A 20644-nucleotide genomic window follows, 5' to 3' on the forward strand; every position below is an offset into this window, starting at 1 on the left:
TCTATGAGAATTCATTTTATTGCCATTGGAGGGAGTGCTATGCATAGTTTAGCGATCGCCCTAAAACAAAAGTCTTACGAGATTTCCGGAAGTGACGATGCTATTTTTGAACCTTCAAAAACAAGACTTAAAGAGAATGGTATTTATCCTGAGAAAATAGGCTGGTCTAAGGATCATATTACAACAGATCTTGATGCCGTGATTTTGGGAATGCATGCGAAAGATGACAATTCTGAATTGATTAAAGCGAGGGAACTTGGCTTGAAAATATATTCCTATCCTGAATTTCTTTTCGAACAGTCCAGGAACAAAACCAGAGTGGTTATAGGAGGTTCTCACGGTAAAACAAGCATTACCTCAATGATCCTGCATGTAATGAATTATCATGAGAAGGAAGTAGATTTCATGGTGGGGGCAGCGCTAGAAGGCCTAGAGAATCCTGTTCATTTAACAGAAGAAAATGATTTTATAGTTATTGAAGGGGATGAGTATTTATCGTCTGCACTGGATAGGAGACCAAAATTTCATTTATATCAACCAAATATTGCCTTGTTGAGCGGGATTGCATGGGATCATATTAATGTTTTTCCGACTTATGAAAATTATGTTGAGCAGTTCAAAATTTTTATAGATTCCATTGTAAATGGAGGTATTCTGGTTTATAATGAAGAAGATACAGAAGTGAAAAGGCTTGCTGAAGAAACTGAAAACCCCATAAGAAAGCACCCTTATAATACTCCAGAATATCATAAAGAAGATAACCAAACTATTTTAGATGTTCCTGAGGGGGAATTGCCATTAGAAATTTTTGGAAAACATAATCTTAATAATCTGGCAGGAGCAAAATGGATTTGTCAGCACATGGGTGTGGATGAAGATGATTTTTATGAGGCTATTGCCACTTTTAAAGGGGCTTCAAAACGTTTGGAAAAAGTAGCTGAATCTCCATCTTCTGTGATTTTTAAAGATTTTGCCCATAGTCCATCCAAAGTTTCTGCAACCACAGCAGCGGTTAAAGAACAATTTCCGAATAAGAAAGTGATAGCCTGTTTAGAACTGCATACCTACAGTAGTTTGAATGCTGAGTTTTTAAAGGAATATAAAAATAGTCTCGAGAAGGCAGATATTGCTTTGGTTTTTTACTCTCCAGATGCGGTAGCCATCAAAAAGTTAGAAGAAGTAAGCGAAGATCAAATAAGAAAATCTTTTCAGAAAGAAAACCTTAAAATCTTCACGACCTCGGAAACATTTAAAGGCGAATTGAAGAAAACCGATTTAAAAAATTCGGTTTTGCTGATGATGAGCAGTGGGAATTACGGTGGTCTGGATATGGAAGAGCTTAAACAATTAATTTAATTTTACGTTTCCATTAATAATTATCAAAATTTTAATTCATTGTTTATCTTTAACTTAAGATGGATAATGAAAAATTTAAGCTTAGTATAAAGAAGTGGGCCGAAGATGACAGGCCCCGCGAAAAACTCCTTCAAAAGGGCAAACTTACTTTAAGTGATTCTGAACTGATCGCTATTTTAATTGGCTCTGGCAGCAGGAGCGAGACTGCTGTAGAATTATCAAAACGTATCCTTTCTTCCGCAAAAAATAATTTGAATGAGTTAGGAAAGCTATCGGTAAGCCAGCTATGTAATTTTAAAGGAATAGGACCTGCAAAGGCAATAGCTATAGTTGCGGCTCTGGAACTGGGAAGGAGAAGAAGACTGGAGGAAGCCTTAATACAGCAAAAAATCACATCGAGTAATTCAGTATTTGAAATGATGCAACCTGTCATTGGAGAATTGTCTCATGAAGAGTTTTGGATACTTTATCTCAATAATAGCAATAAGGTAATTGAGCAGTTTCAAATTAGCAAAGGCGGTATTACGGGAACCCTGGTGGATGTCAGAATAACCTTAAAAAAAGCTCTTGAGGTTGGTGCGGTCTCAATAATATTGGTGCATAATCACCCTTCAGGAAATCTTAAGGCCAGTGAAGCAGATAAGCAGCTTACCCGAAAATTAAAAATAGCGGCAGAGAGTCTGGATATCAAAGTGCTCGATCATATTATTGTAACTGAAAAATCATACCTTAGCTTTGCCGATGAAGGTATGCTCTAAGATAGCTTTTTAATGTTATTGATTTACACCCAGAAAGTCACCCCCAGAATCATTTATGTTTTTAAGCATATTTGCACCCATATTCTGGGAATTCCAATAAAATTCACTTCTAAAATTGAAGAATTCATCGCTCATGATGGTGCTAAATTATCTTATGGTCGGCAAGCACTGGGGAATGAGTTTTTTATCCAGAAGGTAGATCTTTTAATGGAGCAGGGGTTCTCAGAATTGGAGATTAAAGTGCAGCCATGGGATGATACGGTTTGCTTTTTTGCATTACCGGAAGCAAGTGACCTGCCTTTTGATATTTTTGCGGCTTCTTTTTATTTATTAAGCAGGTATGAAGAATATCTTCCGCACGTGAAAGATGAAGACGGAAGATTTCCTGCCGGGGAAAGTCTAGCTTATCAGGAAAGTTTTTTACATAAACCGGTGGTAGATATTTGGGCTTATCAGTTCCGGGATATTTTACTAGATCGTTTTCCTGATCTCAAATTTTCAGACAGGAACTATAAAACAGGAACTATCATAGAATCAAACCATACGTTCATTTTCAAAAATAAGGGTTTCCTTAGAAGCTTTATCGGTCTTTGGTTTGATGTTTTTAAACTGAATATTGGAAAAGTTGTGGATCGACTTCAGGTGTGGATAAGAATTAAAGATGATCCCAATGATATTTTTGAAGACCTTATCAATTTGATAAAGGAACATAAGATCTACATGCTTTTCATGTTTCAGTTAAGTGATTTTTCTATTCACGATCGTAATATTAGTCATAACCGTATACCGCATCGGGCCGTAATTAAATCTGTGGCAGATTATGCTAAAGTAGGTTTACTAATGGGTTATTACGCCATGGAAGAAGTTAGAAGTCTTCGGAAGGAGAAACTGAGATTAGAAGAAATTATTCACAGTCCGGTAGAACATGCCATGAACTCGCAATATAATTTAAGGTTGCCAGATCAATATAATAATCTTAGCGAGTTGGAAATTACCAATGATCATTCTATGGGATATCCAGATCATCCGGGATTTCGCGCTGGAACCTGTACGCCGTATCTTTTCTATGATATAAATATGGAAGTGACAACTCCCTTACGAATTCATCCATACGCTTTTCATTCTAATGTCGTGGGAAAAACCTCAAAAACCAGGTTGAAGGAAGATATTTCCAGGATGTTGTTAGAGGTAAAAGAGGTACGGGGAATGTTTAGAGCTGTTTTTAGTAACCATGATTTTTCTGATTACTCCGATAATAAATTATATTACTCTCTTTTAAAGCAGATTTATGAAATTGACTGATATAGAACACGTTTTTTTTGACCTGGATCATACTTTGTGGGATTTCAATCGCAATTCGGCACTGGCATTTCAGGAAATCTTTCAGAAGCAAAAGATTGGCTTGAGTATCGATGAGTTCCTGGACGTATATATACCGATAAACTTTAAATACTGGGAATTGTATAGGAATGATTCTGTTACCAAAGAGGCTTTGCGATTTGGAAGACTTAAAGACAGCTTTGACAGTCTGAAATTTAAAACTCAGGATAGTACTATCAATATAATTGCTGATAATTACATTGAATATCTTCCTAATAACAATCATCTTTTAGAGGGTGCTGTTGAAATCCTGGATCATCTAAAGCATAATTATAAACTCCATATTATTACCAACGGTTTTGAGGAAGTCCAACACAGGAAAATGGAAAATTCAGCAATTCTTGACTATTTTGAAACCATCACTACTTCAGAAGAAGCTGGAGTAAAGAAGCCACATCCTTTAATTTTTGAAAAAGCGATTCATAAAAGCGGGGCTCTTAAAACAAATTCAGTCATGATCGGTGATAATCTGGAAGCTGATATTATTGGGGCTCATCAGTTTGGTTTACATGTAATTCATGTAGATTCAGAGGAGCAATCGGTTCAAAATCAATATCCTCGAATTCAAAAGTTAAAAGAACTTCTAAATTATTTATAATACTAAAGAATAGGTATTTTCGTTCGCAAAGAAAGCCTTATTCATGTCGCAGCTTAACTCTTTAAAAATACCATTCTTTTTAGGTGTCTTTAGCCTGTTGCTTTCGTCCTGTTTTAAAGATGTAGATTTTGAGCAGGCACAGGATATTCAGTTAGCTCCAGACCTTGAGGTGGATCTTTTATACTACACACTTACCGAACCAGATTTTTTTGATTCTGAAACAATTGCTTACACGCCAGTAATTCGGGATACGGTTAGATTGGAGTTTTTAGATGATGACTATATTCAGGATGGTCTAACTTATACTGAATTCAGGTTTAAACATGAAAATAGATTTCCTTATTTAATTAAAAGTAAGATTCGGTTTTTATCTGAAAATGATAGAACTCAATTCTCGGTGAACTATGATATTCCTGGTGGTTCTGCCCAAGTACCTGCTATAATTGATACTATCCATGTAGTTGAAGGTGGTGATATTAGAAAAGTAAAGAGGTCAATAAAAATGCTTGTGGAATTAGAGGTGATTGGTGGTGGAAAAGATATGGATGGAGATTTGGATTTTTTGTCTAAAGGTCTATTCAAGTTCGAATTTTAATATGCAAAAGATTGGCCTGGTCTTATTTCTTTTAACCTGCCTGTCCAGTTTTGGTCAAAATAAACCTTTGCTCTATAGTGTAGATGATTTGCCGCAATCACTAATGCAGAATCCCGGCGCCCGTATAGACTTTACCAGACATTTTGGAGTTCCTTTTTTTTCTCAAATACACCTGTCTGCGGGTTCTACAGGAGTCACGGCGCACGATATTTTTTCTGATGCAGATTCTAATGTTAATGACCGGGTTCGTGGGGTAATGAATAGAATTACGGCTGGTGATTATTTCTCCGTAAACGAACAAATTGAAATACTTTCATTAGGCTGGAAGATGGGTGCTAAAACATACTTTTCAACCGGGATTTATCAGGAACTGGATATTTTTGCTTATTTCCCAAAAGATCCTGCACTTCTGGCATTTGAAGGAAACGCAGATTATATTAACCAGGATTTTAATTTTTCAGATGTAAGTTTCACGGGTGAAGTTTTAACTGTGTATCATGCTGGATTAAATTATAAGGGTGACAATAAGTTGACCGTGGGGGGAAGGTTTAAATTGTATTCCGGGATATTTAATGCTGAAAGCACTAATAACGAAGGTGTTTTCAGGACTATAGAAACACCAAACGGGCCCAATTTTTACCGGCATGAAGTTGTTGGTTTAAATGTAAGGGTTAATACGTCTGGTTACGCTTCTTTAAAGAATGAAGAAGATATGACCGTTGATAATGCGGTTGCAGAATTGTTAAGCAGATCTTTTTTCGGTCAGAATGTTGGTGTGGGGGTAGACCTGGGATTCCATTACAGGGTCACAGATCAGTTTTCGGTGAATGGATCTATACAGGATCTGGGTTTAATGTTTCATCAGAAAGATTTAGAAAATTCTACATATTTTGGATCTTCCCAGACAAGTGGATTGGAACCTCTATTTCCAGAATTGGACGAAAATGAAGCTGCTATTCCATACTGGGATGTTTTTGAAGAAAGAATAGATCGGGACTTAAATGAAGAGACTACTGAAAATGCCTATACTACCTGGCGCCCTATTAAATTTAATGCTTCCTTTCAATTTGGTACGGGAAAATCCATTCTTCCCTGTGATTATCTTATTAGTAAAAAGCCCAGGTTTATGAACCTTTTTGGGATGTTGGTTTCGGGCGTAAACAGACCTAAAGGTCCAACTTATGGTGTAACTGGTTACTGGGATAGAAAGGTGAATGATAATTTAAGATTTCGCGTGGCTTATGGAGCAGATGAATACTCAATTACCAAACTTGGAGCAATGATCTCTTCGAGATTTAAGAATTTTAATATTTATCTTGCTGCAAATGATATTATTGGTTATACTAATTTAGCAAAAGCTAACAGTGCATCTTTACAACTGGGGTTTCAATTTGTATTTAAAGACTAAAAAAAATAGAAATTAAAGACTCAGGATCATTTAATAGCGTAAATACGGAAAAATTGCTAAGTTAATAGTGATTGACTAATTGGTGCTTAATGCTTAAAAGAATTAAAAATAAAAGAATGAAAAAAATACTAGCGAGCATACTCATTTTTGGGTGTGTAATTACTACTTCTGCTCAGGAAATTAATGACTATAAATACGTAAGTATTCCGGAAACCTATGAATTTGCAGGCGCAACTGATGAATATAGGTTGAATTCCTTGACAAAATTTCTCTTTGAAAAGAATGGATATAATACCCTGATGAATACGGAAAAGATTCCGGCTGATTTGGATAGTAACCCATGTTTGGGATTACAAACAAAAGTTGTAGACAATTCAGGATTGTTCGTAACTAGACTGGTTATAAAATTATTAGACTGCAAGGGGCAGGTAGTTTTTGAATCAAAGGAAGGGCGAAGTCGGGAAAAGGATTTCCAGGAAGCCTTTCAGGAGGCTTTAAGAGATGCTTTTACGTCACTGGAAGAGATCGAATACAATTATGTGGATACTGATATCGCAAATGAAAATTCCATAATGAAAATAGAGAATAAGGCCCAGGTTGACAAGAAAAAGGTTTTACCTGCAACTGAAGCGGAAGAGGCTATGGAAGTTGTTGAAGTAGAAGAGGAGAAGGAAAAAGATGAGATTGAAGAAATTGCAGTAGAAGAAGTGGGGTCTAAGGTAGACAAGGCAAAAGAGAATTCTAAAATTTACCTGTATTCGGGAAAAGAATATCATCTTAAGGAAACTAATAGAGGGATAGGTTTGTTTCAGGAGAATTCTTTAGATCCTATAGCTATCTTAATTGAAACTAATGGTGGTAAGAGTTATATTTATAATTCATTGACTAATCAGGGTGTTGCATATTTTAATACAGACGGTAACCTGGTTGTTGAATATTTTAGTAGACAGGAAGATAAAAAGGTGTCTATAACTTATGAACTAAAGAACTAATACCCATATTTTTTTTGCCATCTTTTTCTTAGAAATTCACGTTGTGCATTTTCTCGTTGATTATTGCCAGGTTTGTATAGGGTGGTATTGCTAATTTTTTCCGGCATAAATTCAGCTGCGACAAAATTTCCTTCGTGATTGTGAGCGTATTTATATTCCTTTCCATAGCCAATATCTTTCATAAGCTTTGTAGGCGCATTTCTTATAGCTAAAGGTACAGATAGGTTACCTGTTCTCTTAACAAGACTCTGAGCCTCATTTATGGCCATATAGGCTGCGTTGCTTTTAGGGGAGGTGGCAAGGTATGTTACACATTGACTAAGAATAATCCTGGCTTCCGGATATCCAATGGTATTTACCGCCTGGAAGGAATTATTTGCTATCACTAAAGCTGTTGGATTGGCATTGCCAATATCTTCGCTTGCCAGGATTAACAATCGGCGAGCTATGAACTTCACATCTTCACCTCCTTCGATCATTCTTGCCAGCCAGTATACGGCAGCATTAGGATCACTTCCTCGAATAGATTTTATAAAAGCCGAAATAATATCATAATGCTGCTCGCCGGTCTTGTCATATAGCACGGTGTTTTGCTGAACTTTTGATAAAACAAGCTCGTTCGTTATCGTTACATTTTTTTCTGCTGAGGTTACCAAAAGCTCAAAAATGTTGAGGAGTTTACGAGCGTCGCCACCGCTTAATCTTATTAATGCTTCTGTTTCATGAAGTTTTACATTTTTAGCCGCAATGATCTTATCTTCTTTTATAGCCCGGTTCAAAAGGGCTACAAGGTCTTCTTTAGTAAAAGGTTTTAAAATATATACCTGGCACCTGGATAATAATGCAGAGATCACCTCGAAACTTGGATTTTCGGTAGTTGCTCCTATAAGAGTTACCCATCCTTTTTCTACAGCACCTAAAAGCGAATCCTGTTGTGATTTACTAAAGCGATGAATTTCATCAATAAAAAGGATAGGACTTTTTGTCGTAAATAAACCTTCACTCTTTTTAGCTTTTTCAATAACCTCCCGAACATCTTTTACTCCACTGCTAATTGCACTAAGAGTGAAAAAGGGTCTTCCAGATTCTGCTGCAATTATATTAGCTAACGTGGTTTTTCCAACTCCTGGGGGACCCCAGAATATCAGAGATGGAATTATTCCCTGTTTAATCTGTTGTTTTAAGGCTCCATTTTTGCCAATAAGATGCTGTTGACTAAGATAGTCTTCTAGTGTTTTGGGTCTAAGTCTTTCGGCCAGTGGTTGATTCATAGCTATATAAAATGTGACAGATTTACATCCGGTTTAGTTTGGATGGTTTTTTGTAATATTAATTAAAATTGAAGAAAACTTGAAAGCATCCTCACCTTTTGTTTTTACGAGTGGAACTATAGGTTATCCACTGTTGTTCGTGCTTTTGATCTGGATCGTTTTCTGGGCTGAAATACGATTTGGGATTAGGTTCAATTCCTTTGGGGTGAGGCCTGGTGAAATTGTAGGCCTTAGAGGTATTATTTTCTCTCCATTTATCCATTCAGATATAAAACACCTGTTTAATAACACCATTCCCTTATTTATATTATCCCTGGCACTCTTTTATTTTTACCGTCCCATTAGCTGGAAAGTACTTCTGATAGGTCTTGTTTCAACGGGATTACTTACATGGCTCATTGGCAGGCCTGCTAATCACATCGGGGCCAGTGGAATTATATATTTGTTAGCCTCTTTTCTCTTTTTTAAAGGCGTTTTTTCTAAGCATTACAGGTTAGTGGCACTATCGCTTATTGTAGTGTTTGTGTATGGTGGTTTAGTGTGGTATGTGACCCCTATAGATCCATCAATTTCCTGGGAAGGCCATCTTTCAGGGTTGATAAGCGGATTTGGGCTTTCGCTGATCTTTCGAAAGAATGTGCCAGAACCTCCTAAATATTCCTGGCAAAAACCAGATTATTCAGAAGAAGAAGATCTCTTTATGCGGCACTTCGATGAAAATGGAAATTTTATAGAAAATTTACCGATAGAAGAGGAGGAGGAAGACGAGAATGAGTTCAACTATATCTATAAGGAAAAGCCAAAAAAGGATTAGAGACGCTGTCTTACCGCCTCATATAGAAATGCTCCGCAGGCTACTGAAACATTTAGCGAGGCAATGTTTCCAAGCATGGGTAATTTTGCACGGTAATTTGCAGCTTTAAGAATAGAGTTGGATATTCCTTTCGCTTCATCCCCCATGATAATAGCGATAGGCTGTTTCAGGTCTATATCATAGATCACATCGTCCGTTTTTTCAGTGGCAGCAATCAATTTAATGTCATAGGTCTGTAGATGAAATACGGCATCTTTAATATGGTTTACTTTACAAATAGGAATATTGAATACAGCGCCGGCCGAGGTTTTTACGGTATCGGCATTAATAGGAGCAGAGCCTTTTTCCTGAATTATAATCCCGGTAGCACCACAACATTCTGCAGTTCTAATAATAGCTCCGAAATTGCGAACATCTGTCAAACCATCTAGTAATAGAAAAAGTGGGGAAGTGGAGGAATTTTGTGAATCTTCTACAAGCTTTTCAAGGCTAACAAAACTCACAGGGGAAATATTAGCTACAACACCCTGGTGGTTTCCTTTGCTTAGTTTATTTAGCTTTTCAACAGGAACATGAGAAATATTATAATTGCCATTTTTCAAATGCCTGTTTAGTTCCTGGAATAAAGGTCCTGAAAGTCCTTTTTGAATAAATACTTTCTCGATGTCTTTGTTGCTTTCTATCGCTTCAATTACCGTTCTTATTCCAAAAATCCTTGTAGTTTCTTCCATGCTGCAAAGTTAGTATTTAAAATATTTCTGAAGTTTAATTTTAAGGAATAAAAAAACCACCCTGAAAAGGGTGGTTTAATAATTATATGAAATGACTAATAAATTAGTTTACATCCCAGAATAAAGTACTGAAGATAGTATCTCCATTATCTAGTCCTGATACTGCAGCAGCTCTGTTTTCTCCATTTAAAGTTTGAAGAATAACAGGGTACTTAAGTCTTGCAGGAAGATCTGTAGCACCTTCTACACCCGCATCAAATGTGTAGGTGTCATCTTCAGTTTCAGCTGCCTGAACTGCAGGTAGTGTGTAAGACTCTCCTGGTAAGAAAAGAATATCAGAATCTGGGAATCCAGTTCTTCTGTATTCAGCATACGCCTGGTGAGCTTGCATATATAGTGCAACATACTTCTGAGTTAAAACAGTTTCTTCACTAGCAGCAGGAAGTGATCCAACAAAAGCATCAATTTCAGCACTGTCTACACCCCATTTTTCCATAGAAGCTCTTACACCATTCTCATAGTTATCCTGGCTCCAGTCATTGAATTCAGAAAGTAGGAATTCAACTTCAGCATATTCCATTAATACTTCTCCGTAATCTGGAGTTAGGATCTTGCTACTTGGGAAGCTATATACGGTAAATGGAAGGTCATTAGCATTCTGGAATGCATAAGGAACCCCTTCGTAATCATCGTAATCTTCGCTTCTCTCATAAGAATTTGCTTTGATATCCTCAATGTCTACGGTAATAGGAGCAGCCATTTCGAAAAGTCTTGCATCTGGTCCAAAGTCTCCAGTTTCACCTTTAAGAAGGTTTACAAATGGAGCTGCTACAGCAAAGTCAGTTCTAGCAATAAAAGCTGACCACCATGGAGATGAAGTTGCATCGGAAGCCTCATAAGCCTGTACAGCGTTATCAGCATTTGATTCCATTACACCATCGGCGATTGCAGCAGAAGCAGCAGACTCATAAGTAGCTTGATCTACCTCAGAAAGATTAGTTGCAATTCTAAGAATTAAAGAGTTTGCAAACTTTTTCCACTTCACAGGATCACCATTGAAAATGTTATCACCAGTAGTGAAAACAGGCTCAGAAGTATTGATCATATCAGCAGATTCACGTAATTCCTTAAGGATATCAGCGTAAATCTTTTCCTGAGGTGCAAATACAGGAGATAAAACTTCATCAATTTGAAGTGCCTGGAAATCTGCATCTTCAGTACCATAAGAATAGTAAGGTACATCACCAAATGTATTCGTCAATTGGTGGAACATGTACGCTAGCATAATACGAGATGCAGCGATCTGGTTTTCATTTGCTCCAACTGAAGAAGCAGTTCCTGCTGTTTCAGGATCTGTGTTAAGATCGATGATCTGCTTAAGATCTGTTGCAACCAGGTACGTGTTTCTATAAAGACTCTCTGCACTGGTCTCTCTGTATAGGTAACGATCCTCATCTGCGTATGAGTTTTGTCCCCAATATTCCATCCAGTTTAGCACTAATCTACCGTTGTTGAAAGAACTTCTTGAGAAGTCGGTAAATTCTTTAGTGGCACTGTTAAAAATTGTATTAGTCGGGACCACTTCCGGACTATTTGGATTTTTGTTAACGTCTGCAATATCTTCTCCACATGATGTGAGAATCAATCCCAGGAATAACATCCATATTGTATTATTAATCTTTTTCATTTTCTTATAATTTGATTTCTACGTTAAGACCATAAGTTCTTGTAGAAGGTAAAGATCCACCTTCAGAACCTTGAATGTTACCACTACCACCGGTAGCTACTTCAGGATCAAAATTATCATTATCTAATCCCCATACTAAAAGGTTTCTTCCGAAAGCACTGAATCTTACAGACTCAATTCCAGTTTCACCCATCCAGTCTTTTGGAAGAGTATATCCTAGAGTCACTTCACGAAGTTTCCAGTAATCTGATTCAAAAACGTTTTGAGCATCAGGTCCAAAGAAGTGATCTACACCCCAAAGTTGAGCCGGGATCGCTGTTGTGTTCTCTGCTGTGTTAGTAACAGTATAAGAACCATCATTGTTAAATGCTACATCACCAGTAACACCATCAATTACGATACCGTCTTCACGTATGTTGTTGGCCGCAGTTGACTCAAGGATACCAGAATAGTGACCCCAGATATTAGTCAATGAACGATAAACACCACCTTTTTGCATGTCGATTAGGAATCCAAAATCAATGTTTTTGAATCTGAAAGAGTTTCTAATACCCATGTTGTAATCTGGAAGTACAGATCCAAGGTTTTGAACTGTATTTGTAGCTAAATATCTACCACCTGCACTAACAACTTTGTTTCCTGCATCGTCGTACACAAAATCAGTACCTCTAATGATTCCGTACTGCTCTCCAACGATGGCATTTAAAGTAACTCCTTTAAACGGGAAGCTTGCAAGCTCAAGAGAATTTACACCTGGAAGTAATTCCAGTAACTCATTTTCGTTCTTAGCAAAGTTCCATGTTACATTCCAGTCAAAGTCTTCAGTTTGTACCGGAGTAAGATTTACCAATGCCTCGATACCTTTGTTAGAAAGTTTTCCAGCATTTGCAAAAGTACTTCTGTAACCTGTACTTGGATCAACCTGTACCGGAGTAATTAGGTCTTCAGTTACTTCATCATAATAAGTTACGTCAAAATTGAACCTATTGTTAAAGAAGCCCATTTCCAAACCAACTTCCCAGGTAGTTTTTCTTTCTGGTTGTAGGTTAGGATTTTTATTTTCATCAGGCTGATTGTAACGAATGTTTCCAAAAAATGCACTTCTGTTATTAAAAGTGTTTCTTAACTGGTAAGGATCTGTATCTGATCCTACTTCAGCATAACCTCCACGAAGTTTACCAAATGATAGCCAGTCTGCATCTAATACCTGAGAGAATACAAAACTACCGTTAATAGATGGGTAGAAGAATGAGTTGTTTTCTGCTGGAAGTGTAGAAGACCAGTCATTCCTACCTGTTACAGTAAGATATAACATATCATCATATCCAAATGAAGCCGATCCAAAAACAGATTCAATTTGTTTTTGTTCGTTGTAATCAAGAAGTGCTGGATCGTCTACTGAGTTACCAAGGTTGTAAATTTCTGGCACTGCTAAACCTCCACGAGTGTTTCCTGCAAGACGACTAAATTTAGTATCTCTTTTATTAGCTCCAACAAATGTGTTAAGATCTAATACATCATCCATGAAACTCTTATCATAATGTAAGATCGCTTCATAGTTTAATTCAGTAAAATATCTTTGGTTCTCAACATAATTAGATTGAGCCTGAGATCCTTCAGCAATCCTAGTGCCAGTTGTGAAGTTGTAATTATCCATGTACATTTTAGCAGTAACATAAAGATCATCAGTAAAATTATACTGTGCACCTACGTTACCAAACCATCTTGTACGCTTATCCTCAGAATAGTTTTTATTGATAATCCAGTAAGGGTTATCTGTATATCTTGGATTAGGATTGTCAAATGCAATTCTGTTCCAGGTTCTCTGAGTTCCATCAGGAAGTACATAATCTTTTAATCTCTCGTAATCCAATTGAGTTTGACCAAACTGGAAGAACTGAAGGATTACACTGTTTCCACTGTAACCAAATGCTGGACGGTTATAACCATCAGTAATTGTAAGGTTGATACCAGCATCAATTTTCAACTTATCACTAAGTTGAGAAGTTCCGTTAAAGTTAAGACTTGTTTTATCAAGTTGACTCTGAGGAACGATACCACTAGATTGTGTATTGTTCAAGGAAAGTCTCATTGTAGATTTCTCAGAACCTAAAGATAATGCTACACCGTTATTGAGGCTCACACCTGTGTTAAAGAAATCTTCTTTGTCATTCTCAGGATATACCCATGGTCTTGGGTTTAAATACTGATTTGGAAATTCAGGATCAAATGCATCCCAGTGAAGAACTTCAGTGTTTGCATCGTATCTTGGTCCCCAAGATTCATCAGTACCGTAATCTACGATATTGTAAGTAGTTCCTTCAATGGTTGCCTGCTCAAAACCAGATTGCTCGATAGTAAGTGCATTACCACCACCACCACCGTACAACTTCTGTACTTGTGGGATAATGTTGATACTTTCAAAGCTTACACCTGAATTAACAGTAATTTCTGCTTTACCTTTTTTACCAGATTTTGTGGTAATGATAATAGCACCATTGTTTGCACGGTTACCATAAAGAGCTGCTGCTGCACCACCTTTAAGTACGTTCATGCTGGCAATATCATCTGGGTTGATATCGAATCCGGTATCACCGAAATCGTATCCACCACCACCATCTTGAGCAGATTCAGTGTTGTAGTTAGAGTTATCTAATGGAATTCCATCAACAACAATAAGTGGCTTATTCCCTTGTGTTACAGAACCAACACCTCTAAGTACAATTCTTGTAGAACCTCCAAGCTGACCACTGTTGTTCGTAATTTGAACACCAGCAACCTGTCCGCTAAGTGCGTTTAAGGCATTGGAGTTACGGGATTTTGTGATTTCTTCACCATCAAGTTGTTGAGAAGCGTAACCTAGAGATTTTTTCTCTCTTGTTATACCCAACGCGGTAACTACTACCTCGTCAAGTTGAGCGGTGTCCGTTTCCAATACTACATCCACAATATTGGTGCTTCCTACAGGATATTCTGCTGTTTTCATTCCTACAAAGGAGAAAACTAACACATCACTTTGAGAAGCTTCAATGTTGTAATTTCCATCAAAATCTGTCTGTACACCAGTTGATGTTCCTTTAATAATAACGGTAACTCCAGGTAGGGGCAGACCATCTTGGTCAGTCACCGTACCGGATACCGTTTGTTCTTGCGCAAAGGTCATTTGCACAACAAACGCCAGTAATAGCGTTAAAATACTACTAAATTTTGCTTTCATTTTTAAATTTGTTTGAATTAGCCAGCGCCAAATGTGATAATAAATGGTTAATTAAACAAGCTTTTAAAATTAAAATATTTAAATATGGTTAAATTTTTAATGTGAGGATCTCCTTGGTTTTTAATGGATAATAATTGTTAATAATATTAATTATTTAATGATTTTCTGGGGTTTAATAGTTTATATAAATAATCTTTTAAGTTTACTCTTAAATGAGGTTCTTGTTTCAGATTATGTTAGTACGAGAGAAGGGCAGGTAAATCTTAAAAATTTAAGGATGAAGAAAAAAAGTCTCCAGACTTTTTAAAAAAAGCTGGAGACTTTTGGGTAATTCAAAAAATTGGTCCTTAATTAATTCTGATCTGAAGGACCTAAATTTGGATTTGCATTAATTTCTGCCTGAGGGATCTTAAAGATCCAGTCATCATTTACTGAAGGTTTATCCATTTGATAAGCTCCCTGATAAAGAACTTCAGAAGCTCCTGAACCTCCATTGGCTGCATGGTCAATTCCTTCATCCCATCTTATATGGTTAGTGTATCCAAAGCCTTCGCCCCACATTTCTAATCTCCACTGGAATTTTAAATGCTCGAAGAAACCATCTTCAGTACTAAAATCATCTGCGCTCCATGCGCTGTCTCTAGCTTCTGCCAGAGGCGCTAAAGCTGCTTTAGCTCCAGATAGATCGCCCATCATTAATTTAGCTTCGGCCTCGATAAGATACATTTCTGAAGCTCTCATGTAAATAACATCATCTGGATCTATACTTCCAGGGTTTGCCTGCTTCAATTTAAAGTGCATGTATGGATGTGTATTATGTCCTGAAACCAATCCATAAGTTCCTTTAATGTCTGCTATTGCCGCATCAAACTCTTCTTCTGTTGAGTATAGTGGGTTTGTATTATTTTCCCATCCACCATTGCCATTTGCAGCAGAAGTGTTTGAATTTGGTGCATCTGGTAAGAAAACATCTTTACGGTAATCTGTTTCAGGAATGGCATCAACCATTCTGCGGTCTGCAATTTTCGGGTTATTTCTAATCTGGCTTCCATTAAAAGTGTTGCTCGCCAGGTAAAAATAAGAACGGAAGAAAGTAGTTTCCGCTGCTATTACATTGCTCCCCCAAATAACCTCAGAAAGGTTGTTTGTGTTAAAACCAGATTTCCAGTCATCTTCTCCAAGTAAGGCGTAACTCTCTCTTGCTTTCACAGCTGCATCAGCAGCAGTTTGCCAGTCACCTTTTGATAAAGCCCAACGTGCTTTAAGGCCGTATGCTACATCAATATTCAACTGAGACTTAACTTCTGCTCCTCCAGATGGTCTTGGGTTACCGTTTTCAAAAGCGCTAATAGAAGCTTCCAGATCCAATCCTATTTGATCATAAATTTCCTGAACCGTAGATCTAGGCTGACTTGTAAAAGGTGCTTCCGAAGAAAAAAGTAATGGAACTCCGGGGTCTGAAGACGGGTTACCAATTAAGTATCCTCTTCCGTAGTGTTGAACTAGGGATAGGTAAGCATATGCTCTATAAGCGTACGCCTGTCCCAGTATTGTATTTAATCCAGGAGTTTCTGTTAGATCGCCATCCGTAATTCCATTAATCAACAAGTTTGCATGAAGAATAATGTTGTAGCGATGATACCATAGTAATTCTACCGTAAGGGAAGTAGGCTGTGTATGCTCGTTCCATTGCATTGCAGATCTCCAGGATAGGTTATTTGCATTCGCAGAATGTATGAGGTCCCCTGTTAAGTTATCTCCCAGTGGTACCCAGTAATGGTTGTTAGCTCTGGCTGTGCTACCACCTGGAAATACCGTTTGTGATTGAGAATATAAACCACGGTGCACACCATTAAGTACCAGTTGCATGTTTTCCTGATTCGCTAAAGCGGCAGATGCCGAAATTGCGTCAGTCGGGGTTCTTTCGAGAAAGTCCTTCTCACAGGATATAATTGGTACTGTAAGAAATACCAGGAGAAGATATTTTAATTTATTTAACATAGTTGTATTTTTTAATTTATTAAAAGGAAAGATTTAAACCTAAAGATACAATTCTTGGTGGGGAAAAATCGTCACCAGGAGGTGTTCCTGCCAAATTGTATTGAGGATCTAAACCTGTTCTTTCACTACTCAAATATAGGTTTTCACCTGTAAGTGATATTCTAAGGTCATCCAGGCCAATAGCGTCTGTAGTGCTGTTGCCAAAACTATATCCAATATTAACATTTTTAAGTGACCAGAAAGTTGCGTCAGTTAAAAATCTATCTGATTGTGTTCTAACCAGGTTCGGGTTACCATTCTCCAGTCTTGGAACATCAGTGATGTCTCCAGGTTGTCTCCAGGCATTTAAAATATCCGGGTGAAGAGAATTTCCGTAAGATCCGCTATGCATCAAACTTGAATATGCATTGTCAAGAACACTTCCTCCAATTCCGTAAGTTATAAGGAAATCTACAGTGAAACCTTTGTAACCGAAACTATTGGCTACAGAACCTAATAGATCTGGGATAGAAGAATCCCCGGTATAAGCTCTTTCAGTTTCCTGCCAATCATTTGTGGTTGCAATGTCTCCGTTAGCATCAAGAACAGGAACACTCTCACCGTCTTCATCCTGCTCATATAGAAGGAATAGTTGGTCTCCTGTTTCTGGATCTACTCCAGCTGTTCTCAATAAGAAAAAGTCAAATCTTGAACGTCCTTCTGCCCATCTTTTACTTCCGTTGATAAATGGATCTGGTAAAGAGGTGATTTCATTTTTAAATGTTGAAGCCTGTAATGTCAGGTCCCAGAAAAAATCAGCCTTGTTTACTAAATGACCAGTAAGTGCAAGTTCTAAACCTGAGTTGTACATGTCACCAAGGTTAACAGGAACCTGGTTTAATCCGTTACTTAATGCAATTGGTAAATTGTAAAGTAGGTCACTTGAGTTCTTTTTGTAATATTCAATAGAACCTTCTAAAAAGTTGTTGAATAAACCAAATTCTAAGGCAACATCAAAATTCTCTATAGTTTCCCACTGTAGATCTGTGTTTCCTATGTCTGTAAAAAGAATTGCAGGATTTGCAGCATTAGAAGTAATAGAGAATCTTGCCTGTGATAAGTAGCTATCTAAAAGATCATCGTTACCTACCTCTCCATAAGATGCTCTAACTTTTAATCTATCAATAAAAGACACATTTTCCATAAAATTCTCCTGGTCTATTCTCCAGGATGCACCTACAGAATAAAATGTTCCCCATCTCTTATCTGCATTAAATACAGAAGATCCGTCACGTCTTACAGAACCACTTATATAATATTTATTGTCAAAATTATAGTTGGTTCTAAGGAAATAACCTTCAATAGCCTTGTCAAACGTAGCGCCATCCAGATCCACAATATTTGAGAAATTCGCGAACTCAAAAATTCCATTGGCGGCTTGTATCGTTGCTAGACCTTCCAGGTTTGAAATTGTCCTTTCAAAACTTTCATGACCAGCAGTGATATCTACATTGTGGTTTCCAAAACTATTTGCATATGTAAGGATCTGGTTAAAGTTCTGAACTTCTCTTCGTGCACGGTCCTCACTTAATCTTCCGTCTGGTTGTGCATCACCAATGATGGCGTTTTCATACTCTCTTTCAAAAAGTTCGTTGATGTCTCTACCGTAATTTGCTCTGAAATTTAGGCCCTCAACTATATTGATATCTCCAAAGAATCTAAATCCATATGTGTTATTTCTATCGCTTTCATTGTTTAGAAGTAGCTCTTGAAGTGCGTGACGCCCTTGATTCGTTGGTCTGGATCCAATGTTAAACTCAGGGAATCCTTCACCGTTGTCAAATACTGGTTCTCCAAATTCATCGGTTACGATATTCCCTTGCAGATCATTTACGTATACAGGATAGATAGAGCCCATCCCTAATGCGAAACTAAATGGATTCACAATACTTCCTGTACCAGCAGAACTTGGTCCTCTTGCCTCAGAAATAGTAATATTTGCACTACCTCCAACTTTAATTCTATCACTAACATCAAATTCACCATTCAGTCTGGCAGTTAATCTGTCAAATCCTGAGGTTACTACATAACTTTCTTCATCTAAATACGAAGCAGAGAAAAATACTGTATGATCTTCGCCACCGGCTGAGACATTCATATTGTAATTTGTTCTAATCCCTGTTTGTTGTAATTCTTCAAACCAATCTAAACTTTGATAGATTACCTGGGCATCCGGGTTTAATTGACCATTTGTACCTACAATTTGATCATTAGGTACATTAAATGGATTATAGCCTAACTGGTTGTAGATATTTGCGCTTGCAAATTCTGGGTCACCGCCACCGGCACTCGAGTTTTTAAGAGCCTCCCACATAACTTCGTAATATTCACCTGGAGTTACCTGATCGTAAGTTTGCACTCCGTTGGTTACTATTCCCGTTTGAGTTGAGAAACTAATTTTTGGCTCGCCCTTCGTACCTTTTTTCGTTGTGATTATTACCACCCCATTTGCAGCTCTAGAACCGTAAAGGGAGGTAGATGCAGCATCTTTAAGAATGGTGAAAGACTCGATGTCTTCCTGGTTAATTGAGCTTAAGCTTCCTTCAAATTGCATTCCGTCTACTATATATAGAGGGTCTGTATCACCATTAAGAGTTCCCACACCTCTAATAACGATTCCTGGAGATTCACCGGGACCGGAAGGAGAGGTAAATTGTACCCCCGTTGCTCGACCTTCAATGGCTGCAATAGGCGATGTTACGTTCCTTATAGCCAGGTCTTCCTTGCCAACCACACTTGCAGAACCTGTAAAAGCTTCTTTACTGGTGGTACCATAAGCTACTACAACAACTTCATCTAAAGAAGCAGCATCAGCACTCATGGTGACATCTACAATATTTACATTGCCAACGGTATACTCTTGAGATTGTAGTCCTACAAATGAAAATACAAGAATATCTCCTGCTGCAGCTTCGATGGAATAATTCCCGTCAAAATCTGTTTGTGTCCCGGTTGATGTACCTTTTTTGAGGACATTAACACCGGGCAGAGGAAGGCCACCTTCATCTGATACTGTCCCGGTAATAGTTTTTTGTTGGGCAAAAGACATCTGCACAACAAACGCCAGTAAGAGCGTCAAAATACTACGTAAATTTGATTTCATTTTTGTTTTATTTGAATTAGCCGCTTCAATATTGCTAATAAAAAGTTAATTAAGCAAGGTTTTTTGGTTAAAAATTAACATCAATTTGCATTTGTTGTAAAACAAATGTTAAAACAGGTAGTTTTTTTTTGAGAGGTGTGTTTCTGACTGATGTTTTGAAAGCGTAATAGAAGGAATTTAAAATTGAATTTCAAGCAGCTGTAAATATTTCTAAACTAAATAAATAAGATATTGTTTGAATTATATTTTTTTATTTCTACCTTTGCAGACCCTAAAAAACAGGGGATTAAATTTATTAATAATTAGTGTATAGGAAATTATGCCAACAATTTCACAATTAGTACGAAAAGGAAGAGCCAAAATAACCAAGAAGAGTAAATCGGCTGCTTTGGATTCGTGCCCTCAAAGGAGAGGTGTTTGTACACGTGTGTACACAACAACTCCTAAGAAACCAAACTCGGCTATGAGAAAAGTAGCAAGGGTGAGGTTAACTAACGGAAAAGAGGTGAATGCCTACATTCCGGGAGAAGGTCACAATCTACAAGAGCACTCGATAGTATTGGTTAGAGGTGGAAGGGTAAAAGATTTGCCTGGTGTTAGATACCACATTGTTCGTGGTGCGTTAGATACTGCCGGTGTTGAAGGTAGAACTCAGCGTAGGTCTAAGTACGGAGCTAAACGCCCTAAGAAGTAA

15 protein-coding genes are annotated in these 20644 nt (G+C 37.5%); 9 read left to right on the top strand and 6 right to left on the bottom strand.

The annotated features are described in order from the left end of the window. The first annotated feature begins 3 nt into the window (after positions 1-3). The 7 genes from BLT95_RS12445 to BLT95_RS12475 all read left to right on the top strand — a co-directional run bounded on the left by BLT95_RS12445 (position 4) and on the right by BLT95_RS12475 (position 7087). Positions 4-1356: a Mur ligase family protein gene (locus tag BLT95_RS12445; protein ID WP_089666488.1), complete on the top strand. Its 1353-nt coding sequence runs from the start codon at positions 4-6 to the stop codon at positions 1354-1356. 59 nt (positions 1357-1415) lie between these two features. Beyond that, complete coding sequence (gene radC / locus BLT95_RS12450; protein WP_089666489.1) at positions 1416-2114, top strand: DNA repair protein RadC; 699 nt, start codon at positions 1416-1418, stop codon at positions 2112-2114. 12 nt (positions 2115-2126) lie between these two features. Next, complete coding sequence (locus tag BLT95_RS12455; protein ID WP_089666490.1) at positions 2127-3416, top strand: polysaccharide deacetylase family protein; 1290 nt, start codon at positions 2127-2129, stop codon at positions 3414-3416. After that, the gene (locus BLT95_RS12460) at positions 3403-4092 is read left to right on the top strand and encodes a YjjG family noncanonical pyrimidine nucleotidase (RefSeq protein WP_089666491.1); all 690 of its coding nucleotides are present in this window, start codon (positions 3403-3405) and stop codon (positions 4090-4092) included. The genes BLT95_RS12455 and BLT95_RS12460 overlap by 14 nt, the downstream gene beginning before the upstream one ends. Positions 4093-4135: 43 nt before the next feature. Then, positions 4136-4687 carry a hypothetical protein gene (locus BLT95_RS12465; RefSeq protein ID WP_089666492.1) on the top strand — a complete coding sequence of 184 codons (552 nt, stop codon included), beginning with the start codon at positions 4136-4138 and terminating at the stop codon, positions 4685-4687. Between the two features lies 1 nt (position 4688). Continuing rightward, complete coding sequence (locus tag BLT95_RS12470; protein WP_089666493.1) at positions 4689-6095, top strand: DUF5723 family protein; 1407 nt, start codon at positions 4689-4691, stop codon at positions 6093-6095. Positions 6096-6211: 116 nt separating this feature from the next. Continuing rightward, positions 6212-7087 (top strand): hypothetical protein, encoded by an 876-nt coding sequence (locus tag BLT95_RS12475; RefSeq protein ID WP_157718059.1) that lies wholly within the window; start codon positions 6212-6214, stop codon positions 7085-7087. On the opposite strand, the gene BLT95_RS12480 is transcribed toward BLT95_RS12475, so the two are convergent. Continuing rightward, the gene (locus BLT95_RS12480; RefSeq protein ID WP_089666495.1) at positions 7084-8358 is read right to left on the bottom strand and encodes a replication-associated recombination protein A; all 1275 of its coding nucleotides are present in this window, start codon (positions 8356-8358) and stop codon (positions 7084-7086) included. The two genes, BLT95_RS12475 and BLT95_RS12480, sit on opposite strands and share 4 nt — an antisense overlap. A 79-nt stretch (positions 8359-8437) precedes the next feature. Here BLT95_RS12480 and BLT95_RS12485 point away from each other — a divergent pair, with 79 nt between their 5' ends. Continuing rightward, complete coding sequence (locus BLT95_RS12485; RefSeq protein ID WP_089666496.1) at positions 8438-9172, top strand: rhomboid family intramembrane serine protease; 735 nt, start codon at positions 8438-8440, stop codon at positions 9170-9172. Here BLT95_RS12485 and rlmB read toward each other — a convergent pair. From rlmB to BLT95_RS12510, 5 genes are all read right to left on the bottom strand, one after another. Then, positions 9169-9903, bottom strand: a complete 735-nt coding sequence (gene rlmB / locus BLT95_RS12490) for a 23S rRNA (guanosine(2251)-2'-O)-methyltransferase RlmB (protein ID WP_089666497.1) — start codon at positions 9901-9903, stop codon at positions 9169-9171. The genes BLT95_RS12485 and rlmB overlap by 4 nt on opposite strands. Before the next feature lie 103 nt (positions 9904-10006). After that, entirely contained in the window at positions 10007-11590 is a 1584-nt protein-coding gene (locus BLT95_RS12495) for a SusD/RagB family nutrient-binding outer membrane lipoprotein (RefSeq protein WP_089666498.1), read from the bottom strand. Between the two features lie 4 nt (positions 11591-11594). Then, the gene (locus BLT95_RS12500; RefSeq protein ID WP_089666499.1) at positions 11595-14807 is read right to left on the bottom strand and encodes a SusC/RagA family TonB-linked outer membrane protein; all 3213 of its coding nucleotides are present in this window, start codon (positions 14805-14807) and stop codon (positions 11595-11597) included. A 351-nt stretch (positions 14808-15158) separates the two neighbouring features. Further along, on the bottom strand, positions 15159-16808 hold the full coding sequence (locus BLT95_RS12505; RefSeq protein WP_089666500.1) for a RagB/SusD family nutrient uptake outer membrane protein: 1650 nt from the start codon (positions 16806-16808) through the stop codon (positions 15159-15161). Between the two features lie 19 nt (positions 16809-16827). Next, positions 16828-19950 carry a TonB-dependent receptor gene (locus tag BLT95_RS12510; protein ID WP_089666501.1) on the bottom strand — a complete coding sequence of 1041 codons (3123 nt, stop codon included), beginning with the start codon at positions 19948-19950 and terminating at the stop codon, positions 16828-16830. Between the two features lie 319 nt (positions 19951-20269). On the opposite strand from BLT95_RS12510, the gene rpsL reads away from it, so the two are divergent. Next, positions 20270-20644, top strand: a complete 375-nt coding sequence (gene rpsL / locus BLT95_RS12515; protein WP_010230128.1) for a 30S ribosomal protein S12 — start codon at positions 20270-20272, stop codon at positions 20642-20644.

It is taken from the genome of Gramella sp. MAR_2010_147, from assembly GCF_900105135.1.
Classification (GTDB): Bacteria; Bacteroidota; Bacteroidia; order Flavobacteriales; family Flavobacteriaceae; genus Christiangramia.

What these genes read in the sequence shown, in the direction of transcription:
- BLT95_RS12480 (WP_089666495.1), bottom strand. Translation starts at nt 8,358, where the DNA reads ATGAATCAACCACTGGCCGAAAGACTTAGACCCAAAACACTAGAAGAC.
- BLT95_RS12495 (WP_089666498.1), bottom strand. Translation starts at nt 11,590, where the DNA reads ATGAAAAAGATTAATAATACAATATGGATGTTATTCCTGGGATTGATT.
- rlmB (WP_089666497.1), bottom strand. Translation starts at nt 9,903, where the DNA reads ATGGAAGAAACTACAAGGATTTTTGGAATAAGAACGGTAATTGAAGCG.
- radC (WP_089666489.1), top strand. Translation starts at nt 1,416, where the DNA reads ATGGATAATGAAAAATTTAAGCTTAGTATAAAGAAGTGGGCCGAAGAT.
- BLT95_RS12445 (WP_089666488.1), top strand. Translation starts at nt 4, where the DNA reads ATGAGAATTCATTTTATTGCCATTGGAGGGAGTGCTATGCATAGTTTA.
- BLT95_RS12505 (WP_089666500.1), bottom strand. Translation starts at nt 16,808, where the DNA reads ATGTTAAATAAATTAAAATATCTTCTCCTGGTATTTCTTACAGTACCA.
- BLT95_RS12460 (WP_089666491.1), top strand. Translation starts at nt 3,403, where the DNA reads ATGAAATTGACTGATATAGAACACGTTTTTTTTGACCTGGATCATACT.
- BLT95_RS12455 (WP_089666490.1), top strand. Translation starts at nt 2,127, where the DNA reads ATGTTATTGATTTACACCCAGAAAGTCACCCCCAGAATCATTTATGTT.
- rpsL (WP_010230128.1), top strand. Translation starts at nt 20,270, where the DNA reads ATGCCAACAATTTCACAATTAGTACGAAAAGGAAGAGCCAAAATAACC.
- BLT95_RS12500 (WP_089666499.1), bottom strand. Translation starts at nt 14,807, where the DNA reads ATGAAAGCAAAATTTAGTAGTATTTTAACGCTATTACTGGCGTTTGTT.
- BLT95_RS12465 (WP_089666492.1), top strand. Translation starts at nt 4,136, where the DNA reads ATGTCGCAGCTTAACTCTTTAAAAATACCATTCTTTTTAGGTGTCTTT.
- BLT95_RS12475 (WP_157718059.1), top strand. Translation starts at nt 6,212, where the DNA reads ATGAAAAAAATACTAGCGAGCATACTCATTTTTGGGTGTGTAATTACT.
- BLT95_RS12470 (WP_089666493.1), top strand. Translation starts at nt 4,689, where the DNA reads ATGCAAAAGATTGGCCTGGTCTTATTTCTTTTAACCTGCCTGTCCAGT.
- BLT95_RS12510 (WP_089666501.1), bottom strand. Translation starts at nt 19,950, where the DNA reads ATGAAATCAAATTTACGTAGTATTTTGACGCTCTTACTGGCGTTTGTT.